Origin of the sequence: Nostoc sp. (assembly GCF_036919595.1) — a bacterium.
In the GTDB taxonomy this organism is placed as follows: Bacteria; Cyanobacteriota; Cyanobacteriia; order Cyanobacteriales; family Nostocaceae; genus Nostoc.
In genome coordinates, this window is record NZ_JBALCO010000014.1 from 31923 (window position 1) to 58620 (window position 26698).

24 protein-coding genes and 3 pseudogenes are annotated in these 26698 nt (G+C 42.6%); 12 read left to right on the top strand and 15 right to left on the bottom strand.

The annotated features are described in order from the left end of the window. Nucleotides 1-45 precede the first annotated feature (45 nt). From V7K21_RS01910 to V7K21_RS30555, 3 genes and pseudogenes are all read right to left on the bottom strand, one after another. Entirely contained in the window at nucleotides 46-1134 is a 1089-nt protein-coding gene (locus tag V7K21_RS01910; protein WP_335171136.1) for a T3SS effector HopA1 family protein, read from the bottom strand. A 157-nt stretch (nucleotides 1135-1291) separates the two neighbouring features. Next, nucleotides 1292-2533, bottom strand: a complete 1242-nt coding sequence (locus tag V7K21_RS01915; RefSeq protein WP_335171137.1) for a phosphotransferase family protein — start codon at nucleotides 2531-2533, stop codon at nucleotides 1292-1294. A gap of 713 nt (nucleotides 2534-3246) precedes the next feature. Beyond that, a pseudogene (locus V7K21_RS30555) lies at nucleotides 3247-3354 on the bottom strand (WYL domain-containing protein); the annotation flags it as partial. A gap of 18 nt (nucleotides 3355-3372) precedes the next feature. Between V7K21_RS30555 and cas5d the strand changes: the two are divergent. Next, nucleotides 3373-3510, top strand: a pseudogene (gene cas5d, locus V7K21_RS01920) (type I-D CRISPR-associated protein Cas5/Csc1); the annotation flags it as partial. Here cas5d and V7K21_RS01925 read toward each other — a convergent pair. Then, complete coding sequence (locus V7K21_RS01925; protein WP_335171138.1) at nucleotides 3511-3921, bottom strand: hypothetical protein; 411 nt, start codon at nucleotides 3919-3921, stop codon at nucleotides 3511-3513. Nucleotides 3922-4041: 120 nt separating this feature from the next. Between V7K21_RS01925 and V7K21_RS01930 the strand changes: the two genes are divergently transcribed. Both V7K21_RS01930 and V7K21_RS01935 read left to right on the top strand, forming a co-directional pair. After that, entirely contained in the window at nucleotides 4042-4659 is a 618-nt protein-coding gene (locus tag V7K21_RS01930; protein ID WP_335171139.1) for a 2OG-Fe(II) oxygenase, read from the top strand. Between the two features lie 15 nt (nucleotides 4660-4674). Then, nucleotides 4675-4767 (top strand): annotated as a pseudogene (locus tag V7K21_RS01935) (hypothetical protein); the annotation flags it as partial. 480 nt (nucleotides 4768-5247) lie between these two features. On the opposite strand, the gene V7K21_RS01940 reads toward V7K21_RS01935, so the two are convergent. Then, nucleotides 5248-6444, bottom strand: coding sequence for a site-2 protease family protein (locus tag V7K21_RS01940; protein WP_335171140.1), 1197 nt, complete (start codon nucleotides 6442-6444; stop codon nucleotides 5248-5250). Between the two features lie 276 nt (nucleotides 6445-6720). Then, nucleotides 6721-6975: a photosystem I reaction center subunit PsaK gene (gene psaK, locus V7K21_RS01945; protein WP_273765115.1), complete on the bottom strand. Its 255-nt coding sequence runs from the start codon at nucleotides 6973-6975 to the stop codon at nucleotides 6721-6723. Nucleotides 6976-7097: 122 nt separating this feature from the next. Here psaK and V7K21_RS01950 point away from each other — a divergent pair, with 122 nt between their 5' ends. Next, the gene (locus tag V7K21_RS01950) at nucleotides 7098-7730 is read left to right on the top strand and encodes a phosphoribosylanthranilate isomerase (RefSeq protein ID WP_335171141.1); all 633 of its coding nucleotides are present in this window, start codon (nucleotides 7098-7100) and stop codon (nucleotides 7728-7730) included. 90 nt (nucleotides 7731-7820) lie between these two features. On the opposite strand, the gene folE is transcribed toward V7K21_RS01950, so the two are convergent. The 5 genes from folE to V7K21_RS01975 form a co-directional block, all read right to left on the bottom strand. After that, a complete protein-coding gene (gene folE / locus V7K21_RS01955; protein ID WP_335171142.1) occupies nucleotides 7821-8528 on the bottom strand; it encodes a GTP cyclohydrolase I FolE in 708 nt (235 codons plus the stop codon). 86 nt (nucleotides 8529-8614) lie between these two features. Beyond that, nucleotides 8615-9340, bottom strand: a complete 726-nt coding sequence (locus V7K21_RS01960) for an SDR family oxidoreductase (RefSeq protein ID WP_335171143.1) — start codon at nucleotides 9338-9340, stop codon at nucleotides 8615-8617. A gap of 355 nt (nucleotides 9341-9695) precedes the next feature. Continuing rightward, entirely contained in the window at nucleotides 9696-10676 is a 981-nt protein-coding gene (locus V7K21_RS01965; protein WP_335171144.1) for an acetyl-CoA carboxylase carboxyltransferase subunit alpha, read from the bottom strand. 167 nt (nucleotides 10677-10843) lie between these two features. Further along, a complete protein-coding gene (locus V7K21_RS01970) occupies nucleotides 10844-11863 on the bottom strand; it encodes a long-chain acyl-[acyl-carrier-protein] reductase (protein WP_335171145.1) in 1020 nt (339 codons plus the stop codon). A gap of 139 nt (nucleotides 11864-12002) precedes the next feature. After that, entirely contained in the window at nucleotides 12003-12701 is a 699-nt protein-coding gene (locus V7K21_RS01975; protein WP_335171146.1) for an aldehyde oxygenase (deformylating), read from the bottom strand. A gap of 179 nt (nucleotides 12702-12880) precedes the next feature. Here V7K21_RS01975 and V7K21_RS01980 point away from each other — a divergent pair, with 179 nt between their 5' ends. From V7K21_RS01980 to V7K21_RS02000, 5 genes are all read left to right on the top strand, one after another. After that, nucleotides 12881-13708 carry a carbohydrate ABC transporter permease gene (locus V7K21_RS01980; RefSeq protein WP_335171147.1) on the top strand — a complete coding sequence of 276 codons (828 nt, stop codon included), beginning with the start codon at nucleotides 12881-12883 and terminating at the stop codon, nucleotides 13706-13708. Between the two features lie 242 nt (nucleotides 13709-13950). After that, the gene (locus tag V7K21_RS01985; protein WP_335171148.1) at nucleotides 13951-14211 is read left to right on the top strand and encodes a hypothetical protein; all 261 of its coding nucleotides are present in this window, start codon (nucleotides 13951-13953) and stop codon (nucleotides 14209-14211) included. A gap of 298 nt (nucleotides 14212-14509) precedes the next feature. Continuing rightward, nucleotides 14510-16963 carry a two-partner secretion domain-containing protein gene (locus V7K21_RS01990; RefSeq protein WP_335171149.1) on the top strand — a complete coding sequence of 818 codons (2454 nt, stop codon included), beginning with the start codon at nucleotides 14510-14512 and terminating at the stop codon, nucleotides 16961-16963. Nucleotides 16964-17595: 632 nt separating this feature from the next. Next, the gene (locus V7K21_RS01995) at nucleotides 17596-17901 is read left to right on the top strand and encodes a hypothetical protein (RefSeq protein ID WP_335171150.1); all 306 of its coding nucleotides are present in this window, start codon (nucleotides 17596-17598) and stop codon (nucleotides 17899-17901) included. A 575-nt stretch (nucleotides 17902-18476) separates the two neighbouring features. Next, nucleotides 18477-20903: a filamentous hemagglutinin N-terminal domain-containing protein gene (locus V7K21_RS02000; RefSeq protein ID WP_335171151.1), complete on the top strand. Its 2427-nt coding sequence runs from the start codon at nucleotides 18477-18479 to the stop codon at nucleotides 20901-20903. Between the two features lie 599 nt (nucleotides 20904-21502). Here the strand turns inward: V7K21_RS02000 and V7K21_RS02005 are convergent. Next, a complete protein-coding gene (locus tag V7K21_RS02005; RefSeq protein ID WP_273765141.1) occupies nucleotides 21503-21736 on the bottom strand; it encodes an EF-hand domain-containing protein in 234 nt (77 codons plus the stop codon). A 133-nt stretch (nucleotides 21737-21869) separates the two neighbouring features. Between V7K21_RS02005 and V7K21_RS02010 the strand changes: the two genes are divergently transcribed. Beyond that, complete coding sequence (locus V7K21_RS02010; protein WP_335171152.1) at nucleotides 21870-22004, top strand: hypothetical protein; 135 nt, start codon at nucleotides 21870-21872, stop codon at nucleotides 22002-22004. Between the two features lie 118 nt (nucleotides 22005-22122). Here the strand turns inward: V7K21_RS02010 and V7K21_RS02015 are convergent, their stop codons facing one another. Continuing rightward, on the bottom strand, nucleotides 22123-23154 hold the full coding sequence (locus V7K21_RS02015; protein ID WP_335171153.1) for a hypothetical protein: 1032 nt from the start codon (nucleotides 23152-23154) through the stop codon (nucleotides 22123-22125). Between the two features lie 428 nt (nucleotides 23155-23582). Here V7K21_RS02015 and moaA point away from each other — a divergent pair, with 428 nt between their 5' ends. Further along, nucleotides 23583-24569, top strand: a complete 987-nt coding sequence (gene moaA, locus V7K21_RS02020) for a GTP 3',8-cyclase MoaA (RefSeq protein WP_335171154.1) — start codon at nucleotides 23583-23585, stop codon at nucleotides 24567-24569. 88 nt (nucleotides 24570-24657) lie between these two features. Here moaA and rpsD read toward each other — a convergent pair whose 3' ends face one another. Further along, nucleotides 24658-25266 carry a 30S ribosomal protein S4 gene (gene rpsD / locus V7K21_RS02025; RefSeq protein ID WP_012408407.1) on the bottom strand — a complete coding sequence of 203 codons (609 nt, stop codon included), beginning with the start codon at nucleotides 25264-25266 and terminating at the stop codon, nucleotides 24658-24660. Nucleotides 25267-25296: 30 nt separating this feature from the next. Beyond that, nucleotides 25297-25494 (bottom strand): hypothetical protein, encoded by a 198-nt coding sequence (locus V7K21_RS02030; RefSeq protein ID WP_335171155.1) that lies wholly within the window; start codon nucleotides 25492-25494, stop codon nucleotides 25297-25299. 235 nt (nucleotides 25495-25729) lie between these two features. Here V7K21_RS02030 and V7K21_RS02035 point away from each other — a divergent pair, with 235 nt between their 5' ends. Next, nucleotides 25730-26401, top strand: a complete 672-nt coding sequence (locus V7K21_RS02035) for a hypothetical protein (protein WP_442948841.1) — start codon at nucleotides 25730-25732, stop codon at nucleotides 26399-26401. Nucleotides 26402-26698: the final 297 nt, after the last annotated feature.

Here is a 26698-nt window from a genome sequence, read left to right on the forward strand (position 1 = left end):
ATAAATCATTCTCCTGTGCCCCTCTGCCTCCTCATTCCCGGTCAATCAATTTAGGGGGTAATATATATCCTTAGAACTTGGATTAAGATAAGGACGCTGTAAATCTATTAGGTGTTGCGTAAAGTGTTGGTCAATCATCCTCATCCGTTCCTCCATTGCATTCTTACCTTTTTGCCAAGCTTCCAGTAAAGCATTAGCGACAATTTGGCAACGGTTCATCCCAAAACTTTCTTGTGCTGCAAATTTTTGGGTTGGTTCCTCGGCTAAACCTAACCCTGGTGCTAAAAATTTGGTAAACAAGGGAATTTCGGGCTGGAAATGAGATTGATTTTCTGGATAAATAGCCTGAAGGATTGTGCGAATTGCTGGATAGTCGGGGAGTTCAAAGTAGAGTAGCCCCGAATCATAGCGTCCGTATGCACAGGGATTATGGAGAACCTGAAAGTTAAAAGGAATCGAGGCTGCATTAAATTGCAGTGTCAGGCTTTCCATGAGAGCGATCGCACCAGATGGCGTAAAGTTAAAGTAAATTCGCCCTGCTCCCAAATCAGCATCGGGGTTGCTCTGGCGTTCCTGTCCGACATTACTAACTGCCAAGTAAGAGCCATTTTGTAGTCGATTTTTGGGCATCCAGATTGCTACCATGTCACCCACTTTGGTAGATTTTTTACTGGATTCTAGATGGCAGTCTGGCTCAACATAAAGTGTTAAACCGCCTTTAGTCACAGCCATAGTACCATCAGGTTCTTTCCGCAATACCTGCCATAGAGGGTCAAAGTAACCGATGCCGTGATTACTGGCGTGCAGATGTTCGTAAAAGTCCCAATCAATTTCCAAAATGGAATTATCTGCTAAATTATGCTTTGGCGGGCGATTATTACTATTAGTATTGATTGCCAAAGTACTTTGCAGGGAGCCATTGTAATAAATTCCATAAAGAAAGTTTCGCAGCAGGAGAGTGAGATATTTCTGTTGTAAATCTACAGAATTGTGCTGAAATCTGTCAGCTATTTTAGTTGGCAGAGCAAAGGGTTGATAATTGGGATGGTAAATACAAAAATTTGACTCAATATGGATATTGTTAGCAATATCAAATAGAGAATTTAGTGGTTGATTGATAGAGTAATTTAGCATTAATCCATTCAGAACTCAAACTTCAAAATCCAAAATTATGAAACCACTATGGGGCAAAATCTTCTGAGATTTATGATAGAATAAATAACACGCAGAACCATTCAAAATGTCTAATTCTACTTGAAATCCAGCTTTTAAATTGTTCTGCTCCCTGCCATTAACAACCGCGAAGCCGAGTCTTTTCGTAATAAATCCGAAGTAGCTGTGGCTCCTTTACAGGCTGAGGAAGTTTATGGATTTTTGCTACAGGATTCAGGATTTCTGACTCTGATATCCCGAAAATAGTCAGTATAGCTTGCTGCGGCATAATGAGTAAACTTTTAGCCACTTGCAGCATACAGGTATCAGCATTATTAAAGGATTTGCGGCAGGTAATCATATCCTGAATTTGATGAATTAGTGCTAGCCCCGCAAACTGGATAACGCGCAAAATAAAGTCACTGCGGTATTCCAAAATCATCGGAAAAGCATTTATATAAGCTCTAATTAGGGCAACAATTGAAGGTTGTAAAATCTCTAAAGGCGTCAACGCCAGATGTAGAGATTCTTCTAACTCAATGGTGGGGTCTACTACGAGGCTCTTGAGCCAAATTCCTAAATAGCTTGCTAGTAAAGTTCCTAAATCAAAGGCTGGATCTCCCCAAGAACAAGCTTCCCAATCAATTAGTCGTACAAGGCAATTGTCTAGTTTCTCCCACCTGGAATGAACCAAAATGTTACTCAATTTCAGGTCGTTGTGAGTCAAGCAGCAAGGATTCCAGTCATATGCCAAATCTGCGATCGCAGATTCCAAACTTTCCGACTGCTGGTAGAGTAGATAGAATTTCAGCGCATCCATGGGAACCGTTCCAAAAATCTCCGGCCCAATTGACTCTACCCCTTGCGCCGGATTGTAAAAGCCATAGCGAAACTCTCCTTCGGGAGCAGTTGCCATAAAATCCCTATATTCTCGGCGGTTATAGGTTGCCCGATGGAGTCCTGCCAAAGTAGTGCCGATCGCAGAAGCAATTTGTTGTGGAAAAATATCATTGTTGTGGTAGAATATCGCAAGCTCCAAATATTCACTCAGGTAATTGCGGACGAGGATAGAATTTTCTTCGTCAAAATGCACTACCAATGGTGCAATCGCAGAAATATTGCCAAGAACTGGAAACTGCTGGAGCAACTGGTGAAACAGCCACTCCTGAAACAAATCATGGGGCGCGGCGTCTTTGTTATTAACGTTACGTTCTTGTTTAATGAGCAGTTTGCGATTATCTGTTAGAGTCACTAGTAAATTGAAATTGTTCTTACTACTTCCTGGCAACTCAGATTTGTCTGATGCGTCATCTTCTGAGCTACACAGCCCCGCATCTTGCAGATACTGGATAACGTTATGAGAAGACAGTGATAATACCATGTATTATTTCCTACTTCGTTAAATTACTTAAAATTATCTGTGTTGGTATTTGCTCGTACTTAGCAGTTATCGGTAGATAGTAACTAGTGTGTGAATAACAATAAAGATTTGTACAATCTACTAATATCCCATCTTTAGGATAAAAACCTGCCAAAATGGCACCAAATCCTTTATAATTGCTTTAAAATTTGCTCCCAGATAGCGTGACATCTTTACACTTTATCAGCATAGTTACTTAGATACATCTAGAGCAAGTTTTATGGTAGAGCTTTTTGATGTAGCTGCATTTCCACCCTTTGTGGCGCAGTAGCATCCCCAGCAAAAAACTGATTGGCGGCAGATGTTGTTCGATGTTTAGTAGTCATCCTGAAAGCAGCAAAGAATTTCAGTAATCCTTTGCAGAAGGAAGCATGACATTCAAGGCTATTATTTTTATTTATCATCACAAAGCCAAAAAAACCGGACTTTTTAGGCAATTAGTAATTATTTTTTTCTTTAATTGTCAGAATTTATGTCTGAAAACCTTGTGATTACGTCATTTGTGCCACCGAAAAATTGTAGATGACTATAGGCGATCGCAGATAACGGCTACATGAGTGCATCTTATGTAACTGTACTTCTGTCAAGTATGTTAAGGGACTTGCAAATAAAAAACCTTCCTCAAAAGCCTCAAGAGCTTATCTCAACCCTATTGGAAGCCTACCCCACAAGAGTTAACTCCTAGTTTCGATATTGTACAACTGGCATAAGGTGAGGAGTTTTTGCTTAAGGCGATCGCGTACATTCTCTGGAAATATCACTACACAATCTGGCGCATACTGCTAAATAACTTTAATTAAGTGATTAGCTATGATGTTGTGAATATGCCTCCAGTTAGCCTAATTCAGAATATCCAAATGCAAGGTCAATATTATCAATTTGATGACATTCAAAACTTAAAAATTCCACATAGGATGGAATATCGTTTTCGGAGTTAACTAATTCCCAAAACCTTTGCTACACTTTTTACTTTTTCGAGGCTCTATCGTCATTAACTCTGCTGTAAAACCTCCGGAATCTTGCAACATTAACTTCCGAATTCGCTGGCGTTGGTAAGCCTGCACCTCAGCAGCTAGGGGATGATTATGGTCAATTTTTAGGTGAGTAATAGAAGAAACATATTTTTCTTTACTTTCGGGATTATTTGGCTCTTTTAGTCCGCACATAATCCCACCTTCATCTCCTGAATAGCCAACGAAATCAATTTCAAATTCTCTGTCTGGATCAGCATCTTCTCCTTTTTGCTTTAATGTCTTCAAAAACTCCTTTCCAGCCCGTGCTTTAATTGGTAAGCTCTCTTTTAATTTTTCAGTAAGTGCATTTGCTGCATTGTAATCATCAATTCTCATCGATCTAGCTCTTTATTTCAGTTTAAAAAGATTTTACTATAGTCTTTAACCTTTTCCCTAGTCACAAATTACGCTACAATCTTTGACCCCTGCTAGTTTTCTACGCTCCCCATATTCATCGTGAAACACTATCAACAACAAACCAACGCCTTCCCCAGCAATTACCTAAATAACTTGTGGGGAGAAATTCAAGCTTGTTCTTACTTTGCTATCAACAACCTCAACCGTGATTTTGTTGCCACCAAAGGATTTTCTGTAGTATTTCAGCGTTCTGGATTAGCAAAAGTAGAACAGCAGTTTCCCTACTTCAAGCCTTACCTAGATTTGGCTCTCCAGCCGAATTGTAATGCTTTTTACCTTAATCCTTTACAGCTCAAAGAAGGCTCCCGTGTCGATCCGCATATTGATCGCTCCTTGCGTTCTTACTCCAAAACCATTGAACCCCCTGCGGTTGTCAGTGTCCTCTATGTGCGAGTACCTCCCGATATGGAAGGGGGAGAACTGGTATTGCGATCGCACAAACGCCAACTTGGGCAAATTAAGCCACAAATCAATACTTTAATTTACTTTCAAGGTGATTTCACCCATTCTGTTAATGCTGTGAAAACCCCAGGAAATCGTTTAAGTTTAGTTTGTGAACAGTATAGTTTGAGTGAAGCTGAACTCCAGGAAATTCCAGAGTTCACTGTAGAGTCAAGAAGCACTCAGTCTACAACCAAAAAGAGAAAGTATGCCTAACTCTGACTAAATCTTAATTCCAATCGCCCTTGGCATCTTGGTCCCGCTGACTTGTATATTACCAGCATTCGAGGACTAAAGGGATGGTGGGCACTGATGTCACTGTGAACTCCGTGCTTTCTGGTCTAACTCTCTCCGAGGGCTGATCAACTCAACCATGTAATACCATTTCTTTGTGAAGCTGCGCCAAACCCTTTTAACTTCTTTCTTTCTTTGTGTCCTACCCTGCAGTCAGCCACTTTGTGTCTATGCGTCCTTTGCGGTTCGTTTTTCTTTCTTGTACTTAATTACGCCGCTCTAAACATTGACGAGATAAAGCTGAAAGTCTTTGATAATGTGGAGCATCTTGAAAGCAGATACTAATTGGCTATGAGAGCCTTGTTGATAACACACGAGTGCGTTTTTCACCCGAAAGCTTTATGTCTAATGTTTTGGGACATTTTCTGACGGCGAACTTAGGTTAAAAAATAAAAAAGGTAGGAAGTCCTACCTTTTACCCAAAAAAAGCATTTTGTAACCAAATACCAAATTAAATATCACACACGCTTTTGACGTGTCTATTGCAAAACTATGACGAGCGTATGACACTTAATTTGTAATGGACTTCGCTATTCCTCCCAGTTGCAACCCAGTTGGATAGTTACCTTCCTCTTTGACCCGCTTAATTTCAGCATCCGTTATTCGCAAATTTAATTTCTGTGCCAACGATCGCACAATATCTCCCCGGTCAATTACACCAGCTACGGCACCAGCGGGAGAAAGCACGGTAATTCGAGGTAACTGCTCATTTTCTAGCTTGTTAATTACCTCAGCTATCGTTGTTGCTTCAGCAACAGTGGGTATTTCTGTCAGGGGACGCGCAATGCTGTGTAAGGTTTGGGTTTCCCATTCGCTCCTTTGGGTCAAACGTAAATCGTCAATGAAAATTAGACCCCGGTAACGTCCATCAGAAGCAGCAAAATAAACTTGTGAGGGAGCGGTTTCCAAAAGGTATAAATCGGCAAAGGAACGCAATGTCTGGTCAGCATCAACGACGCGAAAGTCACGGGTCATCGCATCAGCCGCCACCACCTTGAGCAAGCTTTCTTGCAATGTAGTCACATTGTCATAGCTGTTAGCGTTGCGGACAGCAAACCAACCTAACAGCGCAATCCATAAACCAACTACTAACTCTCTGGTCAAAAAATCTACAACAAATCCTAGAGCGATCGCACCATAACCCAATATTTGCCCAGCCTTTGCGGCCCAGTGTACGGCTTGAAAACGATTACCTGTTATTTGCCATAGTGTTGCTTTTAACACTTGCCCTCCATCTAGAGGTAAGCCTGGAATCAGGTTAAATAGAGCCACCACCAAGTTAATTCTCGCCAAATCTCCAACCATAACACTGAGTGGACTAGTCTCAGGTATTACAGTAACTACCAGCCGGAGCAGGAAAAATAGTATGATACTCACCAAAGGGCCAGCGATCGCTACTTGAAAGGCTTTGAAAGGAGTTTTAGATTCTTCTTCAATAGCAGCAATCCCGCCAAACAAAAATAGGGTAATTGAATTAACTTTAATGCCTTGCGATTGGGCTACCAAGCTGTGACCCAACTCATGTAGCAACACCGAACCAAATAGCAACAGTGCCATAACTATTCCAGCACTCCAAGCTATGACATTCCCCCATTCCTGATAAGCTACCCCAAAATTGAGAGTTGCCAACCCTAAAATCACAAACCATAACGGGTCTAAAAACAGGGGAATTCCAAATAAAGACCCAATTTTCCAATTTGTTTGCATTACATTGTCCTAAAACTAGATATCGTCAGTAGTTTTTATACCGAGATACTACACATAGTTGTATACACATTTATATTGAGCATCAATTCGGTAGTGCCGAGTGACGAAATGCTCTTATTTCTAGAATAGACAATTAATGCCTGTGAGCAAAACTCTGGAGTGGGGCATTGGGCATGGGGCATAAGTTATTTCTTCCCTACTCCCCCTGCCCAAAATCGTTTTTAGGAGTTTTGTATTGATCGTGGCGTTACTTGTAACGCTGCTGTCATCGCAAAACTATAGACGACCGATGTTAGTCAGTCCTAAAACGATACCAATACCGATAACATGACCAAAAGCCATCGCTGCAACGAATGTTGGAATACTGATCGGCAGGATAGGGAACTTGGGGCCAACTAGGGGTTTTTCAATCCTAGTACTTAGTAAAACTACTACTAAGCTGCTGATGCTGATGATGATCCCGACTGTAGGATTCCACGCAGGTGTTGCGGGAACAGATGCAGCGGCTGCTAGTAAAATAGATGAAATCAAGCTTTTGTCTCCTAAATAGAAAAGTTTATCTATACCTACAAGATTATAAAATTACCAAGGCCCAAAAGTTTTTTAGATAGTTTAGACTTTTCAAATGATTATTTTAAATTTGTCAGATTTTCATGCGTGTTAAAATTTGCGGCATCACTCAACCACAGCAGTCTATAGCGATCGCCTCTCTGGGCGCAACGGCATTAGGATTTATTTGTGTGCCAACCTCACCTCGCTACGTTACCGTATCCCAAATTCGGGCAGCAGTGGCAGAACTACCGGCAAATATTGACACAATTGGTGTTTTTGCCAACGCTAGTATCCCTGAAATCAGTCAGATTGTTGTTGATTCTGGGTTGACTGGTGTCCAGTTACACGGAGATGAATCACCAGATTTTTGCTACCAGTTACGTCAATCTTTATCCAATATTGAAATTCTTAAAGCGCTCAGAATTGGTAGTCTTGAGCATCTTGAGCCAGCGGCTGATTACACAAAATACGTGGATACTTTACTACTTGACGCCTACCATCCGCAACAACTGGGTGGTACAGGCAAAACCTTAGATTGGACGATGCTAGAACAATTTAGCCCTAGTTGTCCTTGGTTTTTGGCTGGAGGACTAACAGCAGATAATATTGTGGAAGCCCTGAGTCAGGTTAATCCTAGCGGCGTTGATTTATCTAGTGGTGTGGAACGTTCACCTGGAAATAAAGATTTAGATAAAGTAGCCAAGTTGTTTGAGAAATTGGGGAGTAGGGAGTAAGGGGAGCAGTTCTTGAGCAGAGGAGAAGTTGTAGTAAGTCTTTCCCCTTTGCCCTTCTGCCTCTTGTGCCTAATGCCCACTCCCCATTCCTTAAAAGAACGCTGCTTGGTGGCGAATCAAGTTAAAAAATTCTTCGCGGGTTTTCTGCTCCTCTTGAAACACACCAACCATTGCGCTAGTGACAGTCCAAGAACCTGGTTTCTGGACGCCCCGCATCACCATACACATATGGCTAGCTTCCATCACAACGGCGACACCTTGAGGTTCTAAAATGGTTTTGATTGCTTCGGCAATTTGGCGGGTTAGCCTTTCCTGTACTTGCAAGCGGCGAGAATACATCTCAACAATGCGGGCCAGTTTACTCAGTCCCACAACTTTTTGGTTGGGGATATAAGCAACGTGTGCTCTACCCATAAATGGCAGCATATGATGTTCGCACAGACTAAAGAAATTAATATCTCTAATTAGTACCATCTCGTTATGCCCCTCATCAAAGATGGCATCATTAACGAGTTCTTCAAGGGATTGGTTGTAGCCACTGGTAAGAAACCGCATTGCCTCGGCCACTCGCTTGGGTGTTTTGAGGAGTCCTTCGCGTTCGGGGTCTTCGCCAACTCCCAATATCAGTGTCCGCACGGCATCCTCCATTTCCTCCATCTGTTCCTCTTTGGGTGGGAATACATCCGCTTGTCGCCCGTTATTAGTATTGCGATCGGGTCTAGGAGTTATGGCTTCTGCCAAATCGGGAATTAGAGGTGATTGAGAGTAATTGGAACCATTGGAACTAGCAATAGTCATGATTGAGTCTTGGTTATAGTTTGAATTTAGTTATGAGTTATGAATTATGAGTTAAAAATTCTAATTCTTAACTCCTAACTTCGCAATTAAAGTGCGCCAGCACTGGGCATTAGGGTCAATTCATCAATAACTACCTGTTGTGGCAAAAGAACTGTGTAAAGAATTGACTGAGCCACAATTTCCGGGGTTAACATCTTGGAACGGTCTAAGTTGGCATGGACTGTTTCTGTGTCCCAAAGTTCGGTATTGACTGCCCCAGGACAAATGACCGTGACACGAATGCCGTAGGTGCGTTCTTCTTGTGCCAGGGTTTGAGAGAGGGCAATCAAACCAGCCTTGCTGACGCTGTATGCTCCCCAACCGGGAAACAGTTGCTTGGCGGCAATTGAGGCAATGTTGATAATTGTGCCTGCACCCCGATCGCGCATTGAAGGCAAAATCCCCATAATGCACTGAAACACGCTGGTAAGATTCAAGTCAATTACCTGCTGCCAGTCCTCTAGGGGGGTTTGGCTCAAAGTAGCGGTATATGCTATGCCAGAACTGTTTACCAGAATGTCTATATCACCAAAGTCAAGGGCGATCGCTTGGATCTTTTCTCTTACTTCAAAGACCCGCGCTAAATCTACAGCATAAGCTTTCGCTTCCACCCCAGTGTGCTGTACAGCTTCTCTTACCGCCTCCAACTTATCCAAAGAACGGCTGACTAAAGCCACATCTATTCCCGCTTTTGCAAAGGCTAAAGCCGTTGCTTTCCCAATTCCACTACTGGCCCCAGTAATCAGGGCGCGTCGTTTTTGCTCAACACTCATGGTGTCTCCCAATTTTTGGGTAGTTCCCAAAGCCTATTACCACCCCATTATTCACACTTCTCGGTTTGGATAGATTAAAGGAATCTAAAAATATGATGATTTTCATTCAGCAACTGCTATAATACAGTGCTATAATCGGTATCTTATGGGTCTTTCCAGTAAAAACAACAAATCATCGCCCGTAAAATCACACCGTCCACTCAAATTAGATTACTTAAATAATACAAAAGCTATTCAATCAACTTGAGTATATTTGCCGAACATGCAAATGCCTATGGCTCGATTGTTAAAAATCTTTAAGCACATAGGCAATTATAACATTGCTGCTTAGTTAATCAATGATTATGTAGTGCTGTTAGTGAGCAACTTCTATAAAAACACCAATTTTGCGGAATTTTTCATACCGCAGTTGGCGGCGTTCTGGAGCGGTTAAACGATTGAGTTCGTCCAAATTTTCCAGCAGCACTTGCTTGAGAGTGGTAGCGGCTTTTAAAGGGTCAGAATGAGCGCCACCTGTGGGTTCAGATAATATTTGGTCGATAATTCCCAACTTTTTCAGGTCGTGGGAAATAATTTTCAGAGCAACAGCGGCTTGGGGAGCCTTAGCGGCATCTTTCCACAGAATGGCAGCACAGGCTTCGGGAGTGGCAACGGTATAAACGGAGTGTTCAAACATCAGGAGGCGATCGCCTACACCAATACCGAGTGCGCCGCCAGAACCGCCCTCACCGATGACTGTGCAGATAATTGGCACATCTAAGCAGAACATTTCCCGCAAGTTGTAGGCGATCGCTTCTCCTTGACCTTGATGTTCTGCTTCTACCCCAGACCAAGCTCCTGGTGTGTCAATAAAGGTTAGTATTGGCATACTAAACTTGTTGGCATGTTCCATCAACCGCATCGCCTTGCGGTAGCCGCCAGGGTAAGGCATTCCAAAGTTACGGGCAATATTGTCTTTGGTATCGCGACCTTTTTGATGACCCAACATCACCACAGGTTGCCCACTCAGACGACCGACACCACCAACTAAAGCCGGATCGTCACCACCACAGCGATCGCCATGCAATTCCATCCATTCATCACTAATAGCTTGAATGTAATCGAGAGTACTGGGGCGACGCGGATGACGAGCGACTTGCAATCGCTGGGACGGGGATAGACTAGTGAAAATTTCCTCACGCAGTTGCATGGCGCGTGCTTCTAGTTGACGAATTTGACCAGAAACATCGACGCCATTTTCTTCTGCAAGTTGCCGAATTTGATCAATTCGGGTTGCGAGTTCTGCTAGGGGTTTTTCAAAATCTAACAGTAGCGGTTTACGCTCGGTAGTTGCCATCGTAGGGGTTATGAATTACGAGTTATGAGTTTTTCTATCAGGATTGAGCAGTGAGAAGTAAGGAGCCAGGAGTGAGGTTTGAGAAGGTGTAGACTTATGAAAGTTATTAACTCTTAACTCCTAACCGGAGGCGGAGCGTCTCTAGCTTTGCTCCTAACTCTTAACTGTTAAACCAGCAGTGGTCTAAATCCATGTTTTACTGATACCCGACCAATCTGCTCCATTTTGTCTACGGTAATCTGATTTCGCCCCCACGAAAAGTTCGTGTATAACTTCTCAAATTCCAACAGCATTGATTCGGCAAAACAAGCAAACAACTGGCGGGCTGGCACATCCATATTGACTATTTTCATAATTTTCCAGTCAATATCCAGGGAATGCTCTACAATTCCACCATTTAACACGTGTACACCAGGATACTGAATTTTCGTCGCTAAGTTTTTAGGATAGCCACCATCAATCAACAAACAGGGTTGTTTCAAAGTCGTGGGGTCAATTTCCACACCTTTGGGCATACTCGCAACCCAAACTACAACATCAGCTTGGGGTAGTGCTTCTGTCAAACCCATGATTTTTCCCCGTCCCAGTTCGCCTTGCAACTCTTTGAGACGTTCTTGATCACGGGCTATTAGCAGCAGTTCTTTGACATCTGTTCTTGCATCTAGCCAGCGTGTAACTGCACTACCAATATCACCAGTTGCTCCACATATAGCAACAGTCGCGTTTGATAGATCAATTCCCAGTTGTTTTGACGCTTCTTCCACCTGCTTACAAATAATGTAGGCAGTATGCGTGTTTCCTGTGGTAAAGCGTTCAAACTCTAGTTTGATGTTGCGGACTTGGTTAAACTGCTCTAACTTAAAATTTTCAAAAATAATCGAGGAAAATCCACCTAAAGCTGTGATGTTAATACCGTGCTTCTGTGCATGGGCCATGGCGTTGAGGATTTTGCGTGTTGCAGCTTTGATGCGGCGACTAGCTAGCATCTCCGGCAGAAAGCAAGATTCTACATACCGTCCTTCAATTTGTTGTCCAGTTACACTAGTGACAATAATGCTATCAACAATTTGCGGCGGGGCGCTGCACCAAAAGTCTAGCCCTTGATCGGCATATTCCGGGTATCCCAATTCTTGAGCTACCGCTTGAGCGTGTTCTAAACTAGTCAGATGTCCAATTAGACCAAACATGTAGTGATTATTAGGCTTATGCTGTCTTGAGCGCGTGTGAATTTTGTGTAGTTAGGAGTTAGGGAGTACGATTCATAATTTCTCACTGATCATTCCTCGCTGAAGGCGGAGCATTACCGGCTCCGCTTCTAACTTTTTATTAAGCGGCTATGAGTCCGTAGGCTGACAAGCGCATAATATCGCGAGTCGTGAAACCGATGTTACTCAATGCTTCACCATACTGAATCATAAAATCTTCTACTAAAGCATCTTTTTCCATTGCCATTGTGTGGGCATCACCCTCTACTTGGTTGAGCATTCTCCAGACGATGGGTAGGTTCTGACGATTTGCTTGCTCTAGTTCAGTTTTGGATTGTGCAAAGTGTTCTTTCAACCAAACTTCTCCAAAGTTGAGGTGGCTGTATTCTTCTTTTACTACTCCCTCAGTTATTTTACGGGCAAAATCATCAGCAACAGGGATGTAAATGTTATATGCTGCGATCGCAAAACATTCAATAATCAAAGACTGAATCAACAGACAAGTAACGACATTACCTGATACCGCTGCTGTTTGGAAATTTTGGTGTAGTCCAGAGAAAAACTCCTTGGCGAATTGCAAATCTGGGGTTACTTGCAAATTGCGCCCACAAGCTTCAAATCCTTTCTTGTGGCGACTTTCCATCTTAGAAAGGCGAATCAATTCATCATGAGATTCCGGCAGCAGTTGGGCTAGTGTGATGTAATTCTCATGGGCTTCTTGTTCCCCTTCAATCACGATCGCATTAATCCGGCTATAAGCATCTTTGTATGTTTCGCTCTTGAAATCTAATCCTTTAAATTCGTCTGTAAGCTGCTGCATGGTATGTTTACTCCTGTAAATCTGAATTATTTGATACCAGGATTCAATTTACCCGATGAACTGAGGGTAACAATCACTGTGGTTAAATTTAACTTAACAAGTAGACTATGTTTATAGATTAATTGTTGCTGGGGGCAATGCTCTAGTACTAGCGAAATAAATGCTTTGCAGTTCAAGTAATGTCCAAACCAAACCCGAATCTGAAATCTGGGGATTTTTTGAGCCTAGTAGTTTTACTGCTAGGGGCATTTATCGTTCTACTCCCGCTGTTTGTGGTCTTTCTCACCTCCTTTGCACCAACCGCCGCCAGTCTGGGAAATTTATCCAAAAATAACTGGTCTTTAGCTAATTACCGCGTTGCATGGCAACAGGGAAAATTTTTGCTGGCGTTTGCTAATTCTACCTTGGTAGCGATCGCTGTGACGGCGTTTCAGATTGTCACTTCTGCTTTGGCTGGTTACGCCTTAGCACGGCTAAAGTTTCGGGGACGCCAAGCACTGCTATTGGTCGTTTTAGCAACTTTGGTGATTCCCTTTCAGTTATTGGTGATTCCGATCTTTTCTGTTTTGAAGTGGGGACACTTGATAAATACCTATGGGGCGCTGATTTTACCCACTGCTGTCAACGGCTTTGGGATTTTCTTGTTACGTCAGTATTTCCAGACAATTCCGGTGGAGTTAGAGGAAGCCGCAGCCATAGATGGGGCGAACCGACTGCAAATTTTGTGGCGAGTGATGTTACCTTTAGCCCGTCCGGCTTTGGTAACGCTGTTTTTGTTCACCTTCATCGGCGAATGGAATGATTTGTTTAAGCCTTTAGTGTTTACCACACGTCCCGAATTAAGGACGGTGCAGCTGGCGTTGGCAGAGTTTCAAGAGCAATTTACGAATAATTGGCCCTTGATGATGGCAGCGGTGACAATCGCGACAGTTCCAGTGATGGTACTATTTCTCATCGGTCAGCGTCAGTTTATTCAGGGTATTGCTACCACGGGGATTAAGAATTAGTCGGGGAAGCTGTCCGAATTTTAGATTTTGCGGAAAGTTTGAGCAAAGATTTCCGCCACTCAGACTTCTCTTCACCCCGCAAGAAGTAGTTAGATATTTTTTTATTTGGAAGTCCCTTATAGATCAGCAATGCCTAGAGGAAATCCAGCAGTTAAATATTAAGTTTTGTGACACTAGGCGTAATTATTATTAGCCAAGCTGAAGCAACAATTATACACATCCTGTAGGAAATGGAAATAGTCATGAACCCTGAAACATTACAGCAGTTACAAGACGAAGTTCAACAGAAACTGCTTGAAAGCGTTAATAACGCTGGCTTATATGCAGTGCTTGAGAAGTACGGAGTATTAGATGATAGAGCTCTGGTAGTTCAGTGGCAGTGCAATCTTGATCCAAATAAAATCAAATCTGGTAATGCAGGCACAGAACAGGAAATTGTACTAATGCAAAATTCCTGGTGTGTCCCTTGCCCAACTGGCAGCCCTCTTGGCTGTAACTGCTAAATAATTTAGTCTTCGGACTATAAGAAACCATTTATAAAGCAAATCTAAGGAAACCAACTTGGGTGCGCTGGTTCACCAGTTGCTACAACTCTTTTGAGTACAGCAATGCACTGGCTCCCCAAGAGTAACTTTATTTTTACTTTATAAATGACCTCTAAAGAGTTTATTCTAGTGAGTATAAAAATCCTGAACTTTGCATTTACTAATTAGGCTACAGAGATAATCTCAAGTATGACTCTACCTAATTAGCAAGGAGCAGTATTTAGATATACTCTTATTTTTTAGGTGCAAGTTTGTGATGTTTCGATACCGAAGCAGTTGGTGCTGGGAGTTAGGGATAGTCAGTACTTTAGCAATTGCTGGAGTGCTGACTTTCTTTGAGAGTTTTGCCTTAGCCCAAATACAAAAGGATGGCACACTTGGATCTGAAAGTTCAATCATTACACCAAAACTAATCGATGGTCAGCCTACAGACCAGATTGATGGTGGGGCAGTTCGTGGTACAAACTTATTCCACAGCTTTGAACAGTTTTCTGTCTCTGCGGGAAGGACAGCCTACTTTAACAATGCAAAAGATATTCAAAACATCATCAGTCGGGTAACAGGCAATTCTATTTCCAATATAGATGGCATTCTGAAAGCTAAGGGCACAGCCAACCTGTTTCTGATTAATCCTAACGGCATTGTTTTTGGGTCAAATGCTTCTTTAAATATCGGCGGTTCATTTGTGGTCAGTACGGCGAGTAGCTTGAACTTTGCTGATGGGACAAAATTTTGTGCTATATCTCCTCAAACTACACCCCTGCTGACAGTAAGTGTTCCCATTGGTTTACAATTCGGAACAACTGCGGCTCCCATCCGCAATCAATCCCAAGCACAACCAGATGGGGCAGTTAATATCTTTAGACAAGGCGTTGGTCTACAGGTGCAGCAAGGCAAAACCTTGGCACTCATCGGCGGTGATATAACGCTAGATGGAGGAAATATCACAGCAAACGACGGAAGCGTTGAGTTAGGAAGTGTCGCTGGTAATAGTCTGGTCAGTTTAAGCCCAACGAACCAAGGTTGGGGATTTGGATATAAAGGTGTTCCAAATTTCCAGAACATCGAATTAATCAAATCGAACCAAACTTCATCCACCATCGATACTCATGGAGAAAGTGGTGGCAATATCCAGATGCAAGGGAAGCTTGTACGGATAGCTGGCAGTTTCGTAATTCTAGTTTATCCTTCGCAAGATCAGTCAGGGGGGAATGTGACACTGAACGCCTCAGACTCTGTAGTAGTTGAGCAAGATGCCCAACTGCTTACTCAGAGTTTCTCCACCGTAAACTCTGGAAACATAAATGTCACTACTAAAAAGTTAGTCGTTAGAGATGGAGGACAATTGTATGGTCAATTGACCATAAACGCCTCAGATTCCGTAGAACTAATCGGCGGCACCTCCATTCCTCTCTTCCGAGATGGTAGTGATTTAATATCCAGTGGATTATTTAGTGCAACTTATGGCGATAAAAACGCTGGCAGCATCACAATTAATACTGGAAAGTTGCGTATCCAAGGAGGGGCAAGAATATCAACAAGCTCTGAAGGGGTATATGAGTATATTCTTAACGAACTTACACCAGCAAATACAGGAAAAGCAGGAAACTTGACGGTAAACGCCTCTGAATCAGTAGAACTAATTGGAACCTCACCAAATGGTTCTAAGCTCAGTGGCTTATTTTCTGGAACTGAAGGGCCTGGAGATGGCGGAAACTTGACTTTAACTACAGGGCAGTTGATTATCAAGGATGGGGCTGCAATAACTGTGAGCAGCCAAGCGAGAAAAAATGTAATATATATCGGAGATCCAAATAACTTAGGGAAAGCAGGCGATTTAAATATAACCGCTCGTTCCATACTTCTGGACAATAAAGGGAAACTCACATCTAATAGTGAGTCTGGTAAAGGCGGGAATATTACGCTACAGGTGCAGAACTTATTATTGATGCGCCGCGAAAGTAAAATAACCACTAACGCAGGTACAGCAAGGCTTAGTGGAGATGGCGGTAATATCATCATCAATGCAACCAATGGCTTCATCGTCGCGCCTCCCTTTGGAAATAGTGATATCACTGCCAATGCCTTCTCTGGCTCTGGTGGTAAAATCACAATCACCGCTAAGAACATATTTGGTTTTGTGCCACGCACAGGTGCAGACGTAGAGAAGCTTGATCCAACAGGCGAAAAAAACCCGAATAACCTGCCAACAAATGACATTACGGCGTTTTCTCAGCAAAACCCTTCATTAAATGGCACAGTCAAAATCAACTCACCAGATGCTGACCCTAGTAGGGGATTAGTGGAACTACCCGTAAATCTGGTTGATGCTTCGCAGCAAATTGTTGCTGATTGTAATTCTGGTGCAAAAATAGCCAGGAGTTCATTTATTAGGACTGGGCGTGGAGGACTAATAGCCGATCCCACACAGCCATTGATAGCTGATGATGCGGTGCTGGCAGATTGGATCACACTCTCTCCAGAAAGTCAGAATCGTGCCGACGGTATTCCGAAAAGAGCGGTTGTTCAGGCGCAGCGAAACACAGAAGTAAAATCACAGAAAGTTAATTCTGTCAATGAACCTATTCAAATTGTGGAAGCCCAAGGGTGGGTTATAGATGCTAATGGGAACGTGGTTCTGGTTGCTCAAGTACCCACGGCGACGCCCCATAACTCTTGGCTCAACACTGCATCTTGCGCTGCTAATTAAAAATTGAGATTCTCGTAATTTTTGTTAATGCGATCGCACCTCCTACTAAACTCAGCTATGGGTGCGTTGGCATAGCCCGTCGTAGACATCGCTGAAATGACCTTTGTATAAGCGATCGCCCCTTGTAATAAATTTAAGCTGTGGGTGCGTTGGCGTAACCCACGGTTTGCGTAGCGTTCCGCAGGAAAGGTATTGCAGATTCCATCATCCTAAACGCCCACACAAAAAACATATTTAATTTTCTGGCGGGATGAGAAAGATGAAATGAGTAATGGTAAGGCTTTAGCTTGTGGGTTTATCCAAATCGTAAGCAGAGTGTGAAAGTTGAGGAGGTATTAATGACTCAATCCTCTTAAGTGGTCAACAGTCAGTAGCCACATTTATAAATGCTTTAAGGAAATCCAACAGAAATATATGAAGTTTTGTAACACAATACGTAATTATTACTAGCCAAGCTGAAGTCATAATTATCGGAGTTCACAAGAGCTTTAGAAACCTAATGCTTTCGTGCCACTCTAGACTGTATATCATTGATTCGTTTGTTGCCAAACTGTACTAATCAAACTCAGGTTAATTTAGTACATCACAAGACAAGTTTACGCATTTACCAATCTGCAAGGAGAGCAAAATTTATGGAATCTCAAACTTCACAGCAAGCAGTCATTGAACCTCAAAAACTACAGCATTTACAAGACGAGATTCAACAGGAAATAAGCAAGATTTTGAATAACTCCAATCTTAGCAATGTACTCGAAAAATATGGTATTCTAAAAGATAAAATCTTGACAATTCAGTACAGTATAGACTTATCTAAAATGCAATCTAATGATGTTATTGCAGACCAGCAACATCAGGAATTCTTGCCTGAAGCTCTAGGCCAGAATAAACGGCAATTGCAGTGCTGGGTGGTTAACGGAGGTTGTGTTACATATCCATAGAAAGTCCATTCTCATGTAAATAATTTCAAGAAATTTGTTTTTAATTTTAAATCAGCAAATGAGAGGAGAAAATACTGATTTTTGCACTTACTATTACTATAAAGCAAAAGTAATAATTCAGAATATTTTTATTCTATAGCTATTGCTTTGTTTTGAATAGTATCCATATTTCTGCGGTGCTTTACTAGTTAGGTTACAGAGTAATCTCAGAGGATCATTATCCGAGATTAGTAATGAGCAGTATTTCGCAATAAACTAGCCTTTTCAAAGTGGGTAAAATACTGAAAGTAGGACATAAATTTCAGTATTTTACCTTCACACTTTAGCCTGCGGCAAGTCACTTCGTGTCTACGTGTGTTTATAACTTAAAAATTTTCATACTAAAAATAAACGGAAAAAAACGAAGGAAACCTTAAGCTTTAAACTTGCACTTTGAAAGGGCTGATTTTAATAGACTGATCGCCTAATAAGGTTTTTTAATTTTTTTAGCCAGACAGGGAAAGGGTTTCAGACACAAATTTTTCATAAAGCGACAAGTCTAATAAACTATTGTTTTTTGGAGTGCAAATTGTGTAATGTCTCAAAGCCGAAGAGATTGGTGCTGGAATTTAGGGCTAGTGAGTGCTTTAGCAATTGCTGGAACACTTGCCTTCTCTAGAAGTTGTGCCTTTGCCCAAATTATAGAGGATCACACTCTAGGATCGGAAAGCTCAGTTGTTACACGTGAGCTAATCAATGGACAGCCTACTGACAAGATCGATGGTGGAGCAATTCGTGGTACTAACTTGTTCCACAGTTTTGAACAGTTTTCTATACTCCCTGGAACGACAGCCCACTTTAATAATGCGGCAGGTATTCAAAACATTATCAGTCGGGTAACAGGTAAGTCTATTTCTGATATTGATGGCATTATAAAAGCTAATGACCAAGCCAACTTGTTTCTAATTAATCCCAATGGGATTATTTTCCGTCGCAATGCTTCTTTAAACATCGGGGGTTCATTTGTAGCGAGTACGGCGGCTAGTCTGAGCTTTGCCGATGGGACTAAATTTAGCGTTACAGATTTCCAAACTACACCCCTGCTGACAGTAAGTGTTCCCATTGGTTTACAATTCGGGCCAACTGCTGCTGACATCCACAATCAATCCCAAGCACCCAGTCCAGATGGCAAAACAACTAATGTCTTAGGAAAACCCCCTGGTCTACAGGTGTCGCAAGGCAAAACCTTGGCACTTGTAGGTGGTAACATAATTTTAGAGGATGGAAATTTGACAGCACCATCGGGAAGAATTGAATTAGGAAGTGTTGCTGCCAATAGTCTGGTCAGTCTAAACCCAACAGACCAAGGTTGGGTCTTGAGATATAAAGATGTCCAAGATTTCCAGAACATTGAACTTATCGCGCGAACTGTTGGTTCTGACCCTCCATCTATAGTAGATGTTAGTGGTGATTTGAGTGGTAATAATGGTAGTGATCAACGTGGCGGTAGTATCCAGATACAGGGAAAGACCGTGGAACTAATTCGTTTTCGCTTGGTAAGTCAAACTCAGGGTGAGGGAGATGGTGGTGACATAAACATTACCTCTAGGAAATTAATTGTTAGTGATGGCGCACAAGTAATAACTTCTACTCAGGGTAAGGGTGCGGCGGGAAATTTGAACGTATATACCTCTGAGTCTGTGGATTTGACCGGTAGCTTTACTACGCAAGATAAAAATGGCAATACCAATACTTCTCATAGTGGATTGTTTACTTCAACTGGTGCTGCTGGAAAGGCTGGTGACATAACGATCAACACTGGTAAGTTGCGTATCAAAAATGGGGCACAGATATCAACAGAGTCTTCTGGAAAATTAGATATAAATAACTTAAAAGTGATATTAGCTACAGGAAAAGGAGGGAATTTAAGTGTGAAGGCCTCCGAATCCGTAGAGCTAGATGGAACTTCAGCAAGGGATGCTTCTACTGGCTTGTTTGCTTCTACTAATGGTTCCGGGGATGCCGGACAAATAACAATTACCACAGGACAATTAATTGTCAAGGATGAGGCTCAAATAAGTGTGAGCAGTATAGTTAATCCACCTCCACAGTTTTTCAGCTACCAAGGGGGGATACCAAATCTAGGATCAGCAGGGGATCTAACTGTAAGCGCTAGCTCTATACTTCTGGACAATAAAGGAAGTCTCACATCTAATAGTGAATCAGGTAAGGGCGGGAATATTATGCTACAGGTGCGAGACTTATTACGAATGCGCCGCAATAGCCAAATATCCACTAATGCAGGAGCTAATGGAGATGGCGGTAAAATCACCATCTATGCACCAAATGGCTTCCTTCTTGCCGCTCCCTTAGATAATAACGATATCACTGCCAACGCCAACTTCGGCTCAGGTGGTAAAATCACTATCACTGCTAACATCTATGGTTTTGTAACCCGCACCGGTGCAGACCTAGAGAGTTTGTTGAACCCTAAAGAGCCACTAGACCCAAATAGGCTGCCAACAAATGACATCACAGCATTTTCTCAGCAAAACCCTTCATTAAGTGGCACAGTCAAAATCAACTCACCAGATGCTGACCCCAGTAAGGGATTAGTGGAACTGCCCGTAAATCTAGTTGATGCTTCGCAGCAAATTGTTGCTGATTGTAATTCTCGTACAAAAATAGCCAGGAGTTCATTTATTAGGACTGGGCGTGGAGGACTAATAGCCGATCCCACGCAACCATTGATAGCTGATGATGCGGTGCTGGCAGATTGGATCACACTCTCTCCAGAAAGTCAGAATCGTGCTGGCGGTATTCCGAAAAGAGCGGTTGTTCAGGCACAGCAAAACACAGAAAAAAAATCACCGAAAGTTAATTCTGTCAATGAACCTACTCAAATTGTGGAAGCCCAAGGGTGGGTTATAGATGCCAACGGGAACGTGGTTCTGGTTGCTCAAATACCCACGGCGACGCCTCATAACTCTTGGCTCAACACTGCATCTTGCGCTGCTAAGTAGACATGAGTTCGATAAACCTCTCCCTATCTTAAACTAAAGTTCAAGCCTGTTCCTCTTTTGAGTTGGAGAGGGACAGGTTTTGATAGTAAAACCTCTTAAAGGTCTTTGATCTGAAATTGTTTTAGGATAGAATGCAATCAGCAATTGCGTAGGCGTAGCCAGCTGTAGGCATCGCCAAAATCGTAAATGTAGTCGCCAAAATCGTAAATGCGATCGCCGAAATCGCAAATATACATAACTTACGCATTGACAGATGAGACAATCAATGCAATGTATAAACTCAGAAAAGAATAAGCGATGCCTACGGTCGTCACTTAGCTAAGAAACCACAGAAATCTGTTAATGAGGTCGATGTGAGCAAATTATGGAAGAGTGCTGATAAGTTTCCTTCTATCGTTTCCCAGTGGTAGCGAGTGCGAGTGACGGGAGGCAGCCAGACGGCTAAGAGAAAATGTAATGATTCCAATCATCAATTTAAAGATTAAATATCTTACCTTCCCACTTTTTGACATTTATTATCAATGGCAATGATAAGAATTACCCTCACACTTTACAGGGTATGAGGACAATAGGGTATTGATACTTTTATTTTTTGACTGCTAGTTTAAACTATTTGCTTGCTCAACTGCTTCCTTTAACTCTTCAAAGGTAATACTACCGTCTTTGTCTGAATCATAATTTACTAGTAATTCCTGGGGACTAGTGGTATTTGTTTCTGATGAGATGATTGCACTTAAACCAGGACTTAAAAAAAGATCATTAATGGATATTTTGCCGTCTTGATCGCTATCTAAGGTATTAAAAAGAGTTTGAAGCTCTTGCTCGGTTGTCATAAGTTTCTATCTGAATTAATTTTTCAATATAATATCTCAAAATTTTGACAAAGACGCAAGGAAAGTTAACAGAACTTACGCATTGACAAATTAGACAATAAATGTAGTGTTGGAAGTAGGAAAAGAATAAGCGATGCCTACGGCGGGCTACGCCTACGCTAGTCAGCAGCAACTTGAAACACGACTGGCGTGCGGCGAGCCACTCTTGTTGGATGTGGCGTCAGAGGCTTTGAATTTTTCCCCCTTCCCGCTTCGGGAAGGGGGTTAGATCTGTTTGCATACCTGTACCTCACCGGATTGAAAATGGCTATATCTGCCGAATTGAACTAGAGAAAGAGTCTCCAGATGGGCATTTCCATGCGGAGCATGGAAATGAGATCATACTCCTAACTCGTCTCCTGAATTTGCAAACGAATAGTGTGTTCAGTCGCACCACTAAGTTGCAATTCCATGATTTCACCACCCAGAGGTTCCAAGCAAGTGAGGAGCGATCGCAAATTGGGTGTACTTGCGCCAGTATCTACATATAATCGATCTGCTAAATTACTGATCCGTTTCCAAGTCATGTAGAGTTTAGCGATCGTTTGTTCAATTTGGGATGCTTGATTGACCAAATCAGCAGCAATGCTCAAACAGCCGACTCTTTGCGCTTCTTCTAAGGCTGTTTCAATATCAACATCTTCCTTCGTCAGCGCCTGGACTTGAGCCGCCCCTTTGAGATATTTGGCCAAGTTACGCGCTTCTGTAGTTACCTGTTTAAGGGTATCCATATCAGGATTAGCAGCAATTTCCTTTTGGATAAATTTTTGGTGCGATTCTGGCAGTTTTTCCATTTCCTTCACCAGTGGGGCGATGTAGCGTGGAGGAAGGGTGTTATCTGCTGCTTTTTCCTTAACTGCTTCAGGTAATAAATCTGAGGACATGGCTGTCCATTCATCGTTAAGTTGACGCACTTCCCGCCTGGTGATGCGATCGCCTTTTTGTGCAGCTTCACTTACCATCTGTTGCACTTGGGGCGATGCTTTGGAGGTTTCAACAAAAGCCCGTTTACTGAAGTTGTTCACAGATCCTGGGTCAAGTTTACCGTCTTCGATCAGAGTATCGGCACTATTCGCCAATTGAATCCAGGCATAAGCTTGACTTTTGCTGATTTCCCGCTCTTTTAGCCATCGCAGAAAGCCAGTACCGCGTCCGTCACCACCGACTTTCTCTCTATCGCGGATAGCCCGTAAAATTCGCCCCCGCCAGATTTCAGTTTGCAAATCAAAGCGATCGCATACCTGCCAAGCTATTTCTAGCTGCTCTTGAAAATCTGACTCTAGAATCTGTTCATCTTCTGGATCGGGCAGTTCAAAGGTAATATCTGCTGGCTGCTGTAAAGCAGCAGCAAGGTCGTTGATGGAGTCGGTATCTTGCACGATTGATGACTAACTAGTGGATGCGATCGGCTTATTATGCCACAATCTGTGAACTCTCACTTAAGGGGGAGTACGGTATTTTAAGTTACAACAAATATAGTAGGAAGAGGTCAACCACCTGTGGAACTCAATTTTGGATTTAGGGTCGCACCTTTGGTGCGCTGACAGCGCAACTTGGATTTTGGATTGAGCCACGTCGCATGAATTCAGGGGCTATCGAGCAAGAATTTTAGATTTGTTCTCGCGTTCAAATTTGCTTGCTTTCAAACTTTTTTAAATTTTGGATTTTCCTGCGGAACGCTACGCGAACGGCGTGAGCGCTTAGTCGAACGCTTTTGAATTATTCAATTCCATTATCTAAAATTTAAAATCTAAAATCTAAAATTCGGTGAAGTCTTTAATTAATCAGAGACAATAAAAATAAAACGATGAACCAGGTAGACTACCTCCGCATTAGCTTAATCGATCGATGCAATTTTCGTTGTCAATACTGTATGCCAGAGGGAGTAGAACTGGACTATATTCTCAAGCAACAGCTGTTGACTGATGAGGAGTTGCTCACCTTAATTCAAGAGGTATTTATTCCAGTCGGTTTTAATCAGTTTCGTTTGACTGGGGGTGAACCCTTATTGCGTCCCGGTGTGGTGGATTTGGTCAGTGCGATCGCAACTCTTCCCCAGACTCAAGACCTCTCAATGACCACCAACGGGTTTTTGCTGGCTCCGATGGCACAAAACCTTTACAATGCAGGTCTGCGACGAATTAATATTAGTCTTGACTCTCTTGATCCCGACATTTTTGACCAAATTATCGGTAATCAGGGTCGTTCTCGTTGGCAACAAGTTTGGCAGGGGATTCAAGCTACCCATAACGTCGGATTCGACCCATTGAAGTTGAATGTAGTGGTAATTCCTGACGTCAACGATCACGAGGTTTTAGATTTAGCCGCCTTGACAATTGACAAACAGTGGCACGTTCGATTTATTGAATTTATGCCCATTGGTAATGTGCATTTGTTTGGCGATCGCGGTTGGATATCTTCAGCCGATTTACGACAACAAATCTGCGCCCATTGGGGCTTGACAGAATCTGAAGTTCGTGGTGCTGGACCTGCTGATATCTTTAAAATTCCCGGTGCGAAGGGGACACTGGGATTTATTAGTCAAATGTCAGAATGTTTTTGCGATCGTTGCAACCGGATGCGCCTGAGTGCCGATGGCTGGCTGCGTCCCTGTTTATTGAATGAAACTGGTCAAATAGATTTAAAAACCGCTCTGCGTTCTGGTATCAGCACCGCTCAATTACAAGAGCAAGTGAGGCATTTACTCGAAATCAAGCCAGAAATTAATTTTAAAAAGCGCGATTCTGGCATTGTAGGTACATATACCCGAACTATGTCGCAAATTGGCGGATAAAAATAGTGAGGAGTTAGGAATTATCGTCTTTCAACTCATAACTCATAACTCCTGTACAAACGCGATTAATCGCGTCTCTCCTAACTGCTTACGCTTGTCGTGAGTAGTATTCCACCACAAGTAGTTCATTAACTTGTAATGCCACCCATTCCCTTTCAATAACACTGTTGACTTTACCAACCAACTTATTTTTGTCAAACTCCAAATGACTGGGGAGGTTGGCCAAACCGGGATATTGCAAGTTAGCTTCCACCAACTTGCGTGATTGTGCCCGATCCCTGACTGCAATTACTTCGCCAGGACGGCATTGGTAGCTGGCAATATTAACCACACGACCGTTAACAGTTACGTGACCGTGATTCACCAGTTGACGAGCTGCGGGGATAGTCGGGGCTATACCCAAGCGGAAAACGGTATTATCCAAGCGCATTTCTAGCAATTGCAGCAGCACTTGTCCAGTAGAACCAGTAACACGTCTGGCTTTCCGCACATAGCGCAGCAATTGCTTTTCAGTCAAACCGTAGTTGAAGCGGAGCTTTTGCTTTTCCTCTAGACGGATAGCGTACTCAGAGCGCTTCTTGCGGTTCTGACCATGCTGACCTGGTGGGTAAGCGCGTCTGGCGCTTTTACGAGTCAATCCTGGTAAATCGCCCAAGCGGCGTACAATTCTGAGGCGTGGCCCTCTATATCGGGACATGAGTTTCCTTAATCTAATCCTGTTTAAACTTTACCCAGACGTTCCATTCTGACATTCCCCTGATTTATCATCAAGGGATTCTTGGTTTTTTGAAATTGCTTGCCAAGGCAAGACGTATCTTACCAAAGTAGAGGCATCAACTTTATACGCCAGTTGCTTTAAGTCGGTAGAGCCGACATACTGGCTTCCAAGGCTGAATTCCGACGTGCCCCGCCGGACTCCTGCCAATAAGTTTTTTGTTTTTATTTAGTTTCGTAGGCTACTCAATCATCAGATTGGTTTACGCAGTATTCTTACTCTGAAATACTTTTTACGTTGCTTACTTATCTTTCAAACAGTTATATTAACACAATTTTAGGCATAATTAATTATGTCTATACCTTGCTGCCGCTGAAATTCTTTAATTGCAGAGGATTTTTAAAATATTTGAGTTAGCATAACCTTGGGTGTTTGGAGAATGGCAATGTCACAGAGCAAAAAAGTGGTTAATAGAGGTAAGAACAAACAAGCCAGTTCCACCTCCAGGATTTTAACAGTATCAGTTTTGGCTATAGCTGGATGGTTAACCAGCTTGCCTCAGATGGCTGTTGCTGCCTCCTACAGCAATGATTATAGTGTCTGTGCGGGTCGCCTCCTAAAAGTGGGCGTCACGGCAGAAATTGCATCACAAGGTTGTGCAGCGGCACTGCGTCCAAGGGATTTGGCTTCTTGCGTGGTTAAAATTAATAAGGAAACCCAAATTGCCGCGACAGATGCGCTTTCTTATTGTGGGAAGGCCCGGCGTCCTGAGGAGTTAGCCACCTGTGTAGTTGGCGCCAGCTCAAGTACTAAGGAAGCAGTTAATCCGGCAGTTTTAGATTACTGTGGACGTAGTTTATTGCCTGTGCGCTTTGGCCAGTGTGTAGTTGGCTTGCGTAGTCAAACCGACCTTCCCCCTGCTCAGGTGTTAGATACTTGTATCAGTGCTAGTGATAGTGTTGTTGGTGCTTCATCTTCGTCTACACCGCAGACTATAATACCTACGGGTTCAAGCCCAAGTCTTGAAACTACCCCAGTTCCAACGCAACCAATTGTTCCAACACAACCGATTGTTCCGACACAACCGATTATTCCAACACAACCTGGCACTAATTAAATTACAGTGTTTTGTAATTGTTAGGACTTACGCATCAAGTACGAAATGTAGGAGCAAATCATGAATTGCCCCTACGGTAAATCAAGGCTTTCACTGCATTATTGCGTAAATCCTGATTGTAATTGACTGAAAATACAGGTTAAATAGTAGGGTGGGCATTACAATGCCTACCCTACTATGACTTGAACAAGAATATTTTATCTTTGTAACTGCCCAGGTAGGAATGTCAGGAATATTCCCATGAGGGAAGAAAGATGGTAGTGTTCAAGCATGAATCCAGAAGAAAAAGATCAAAAA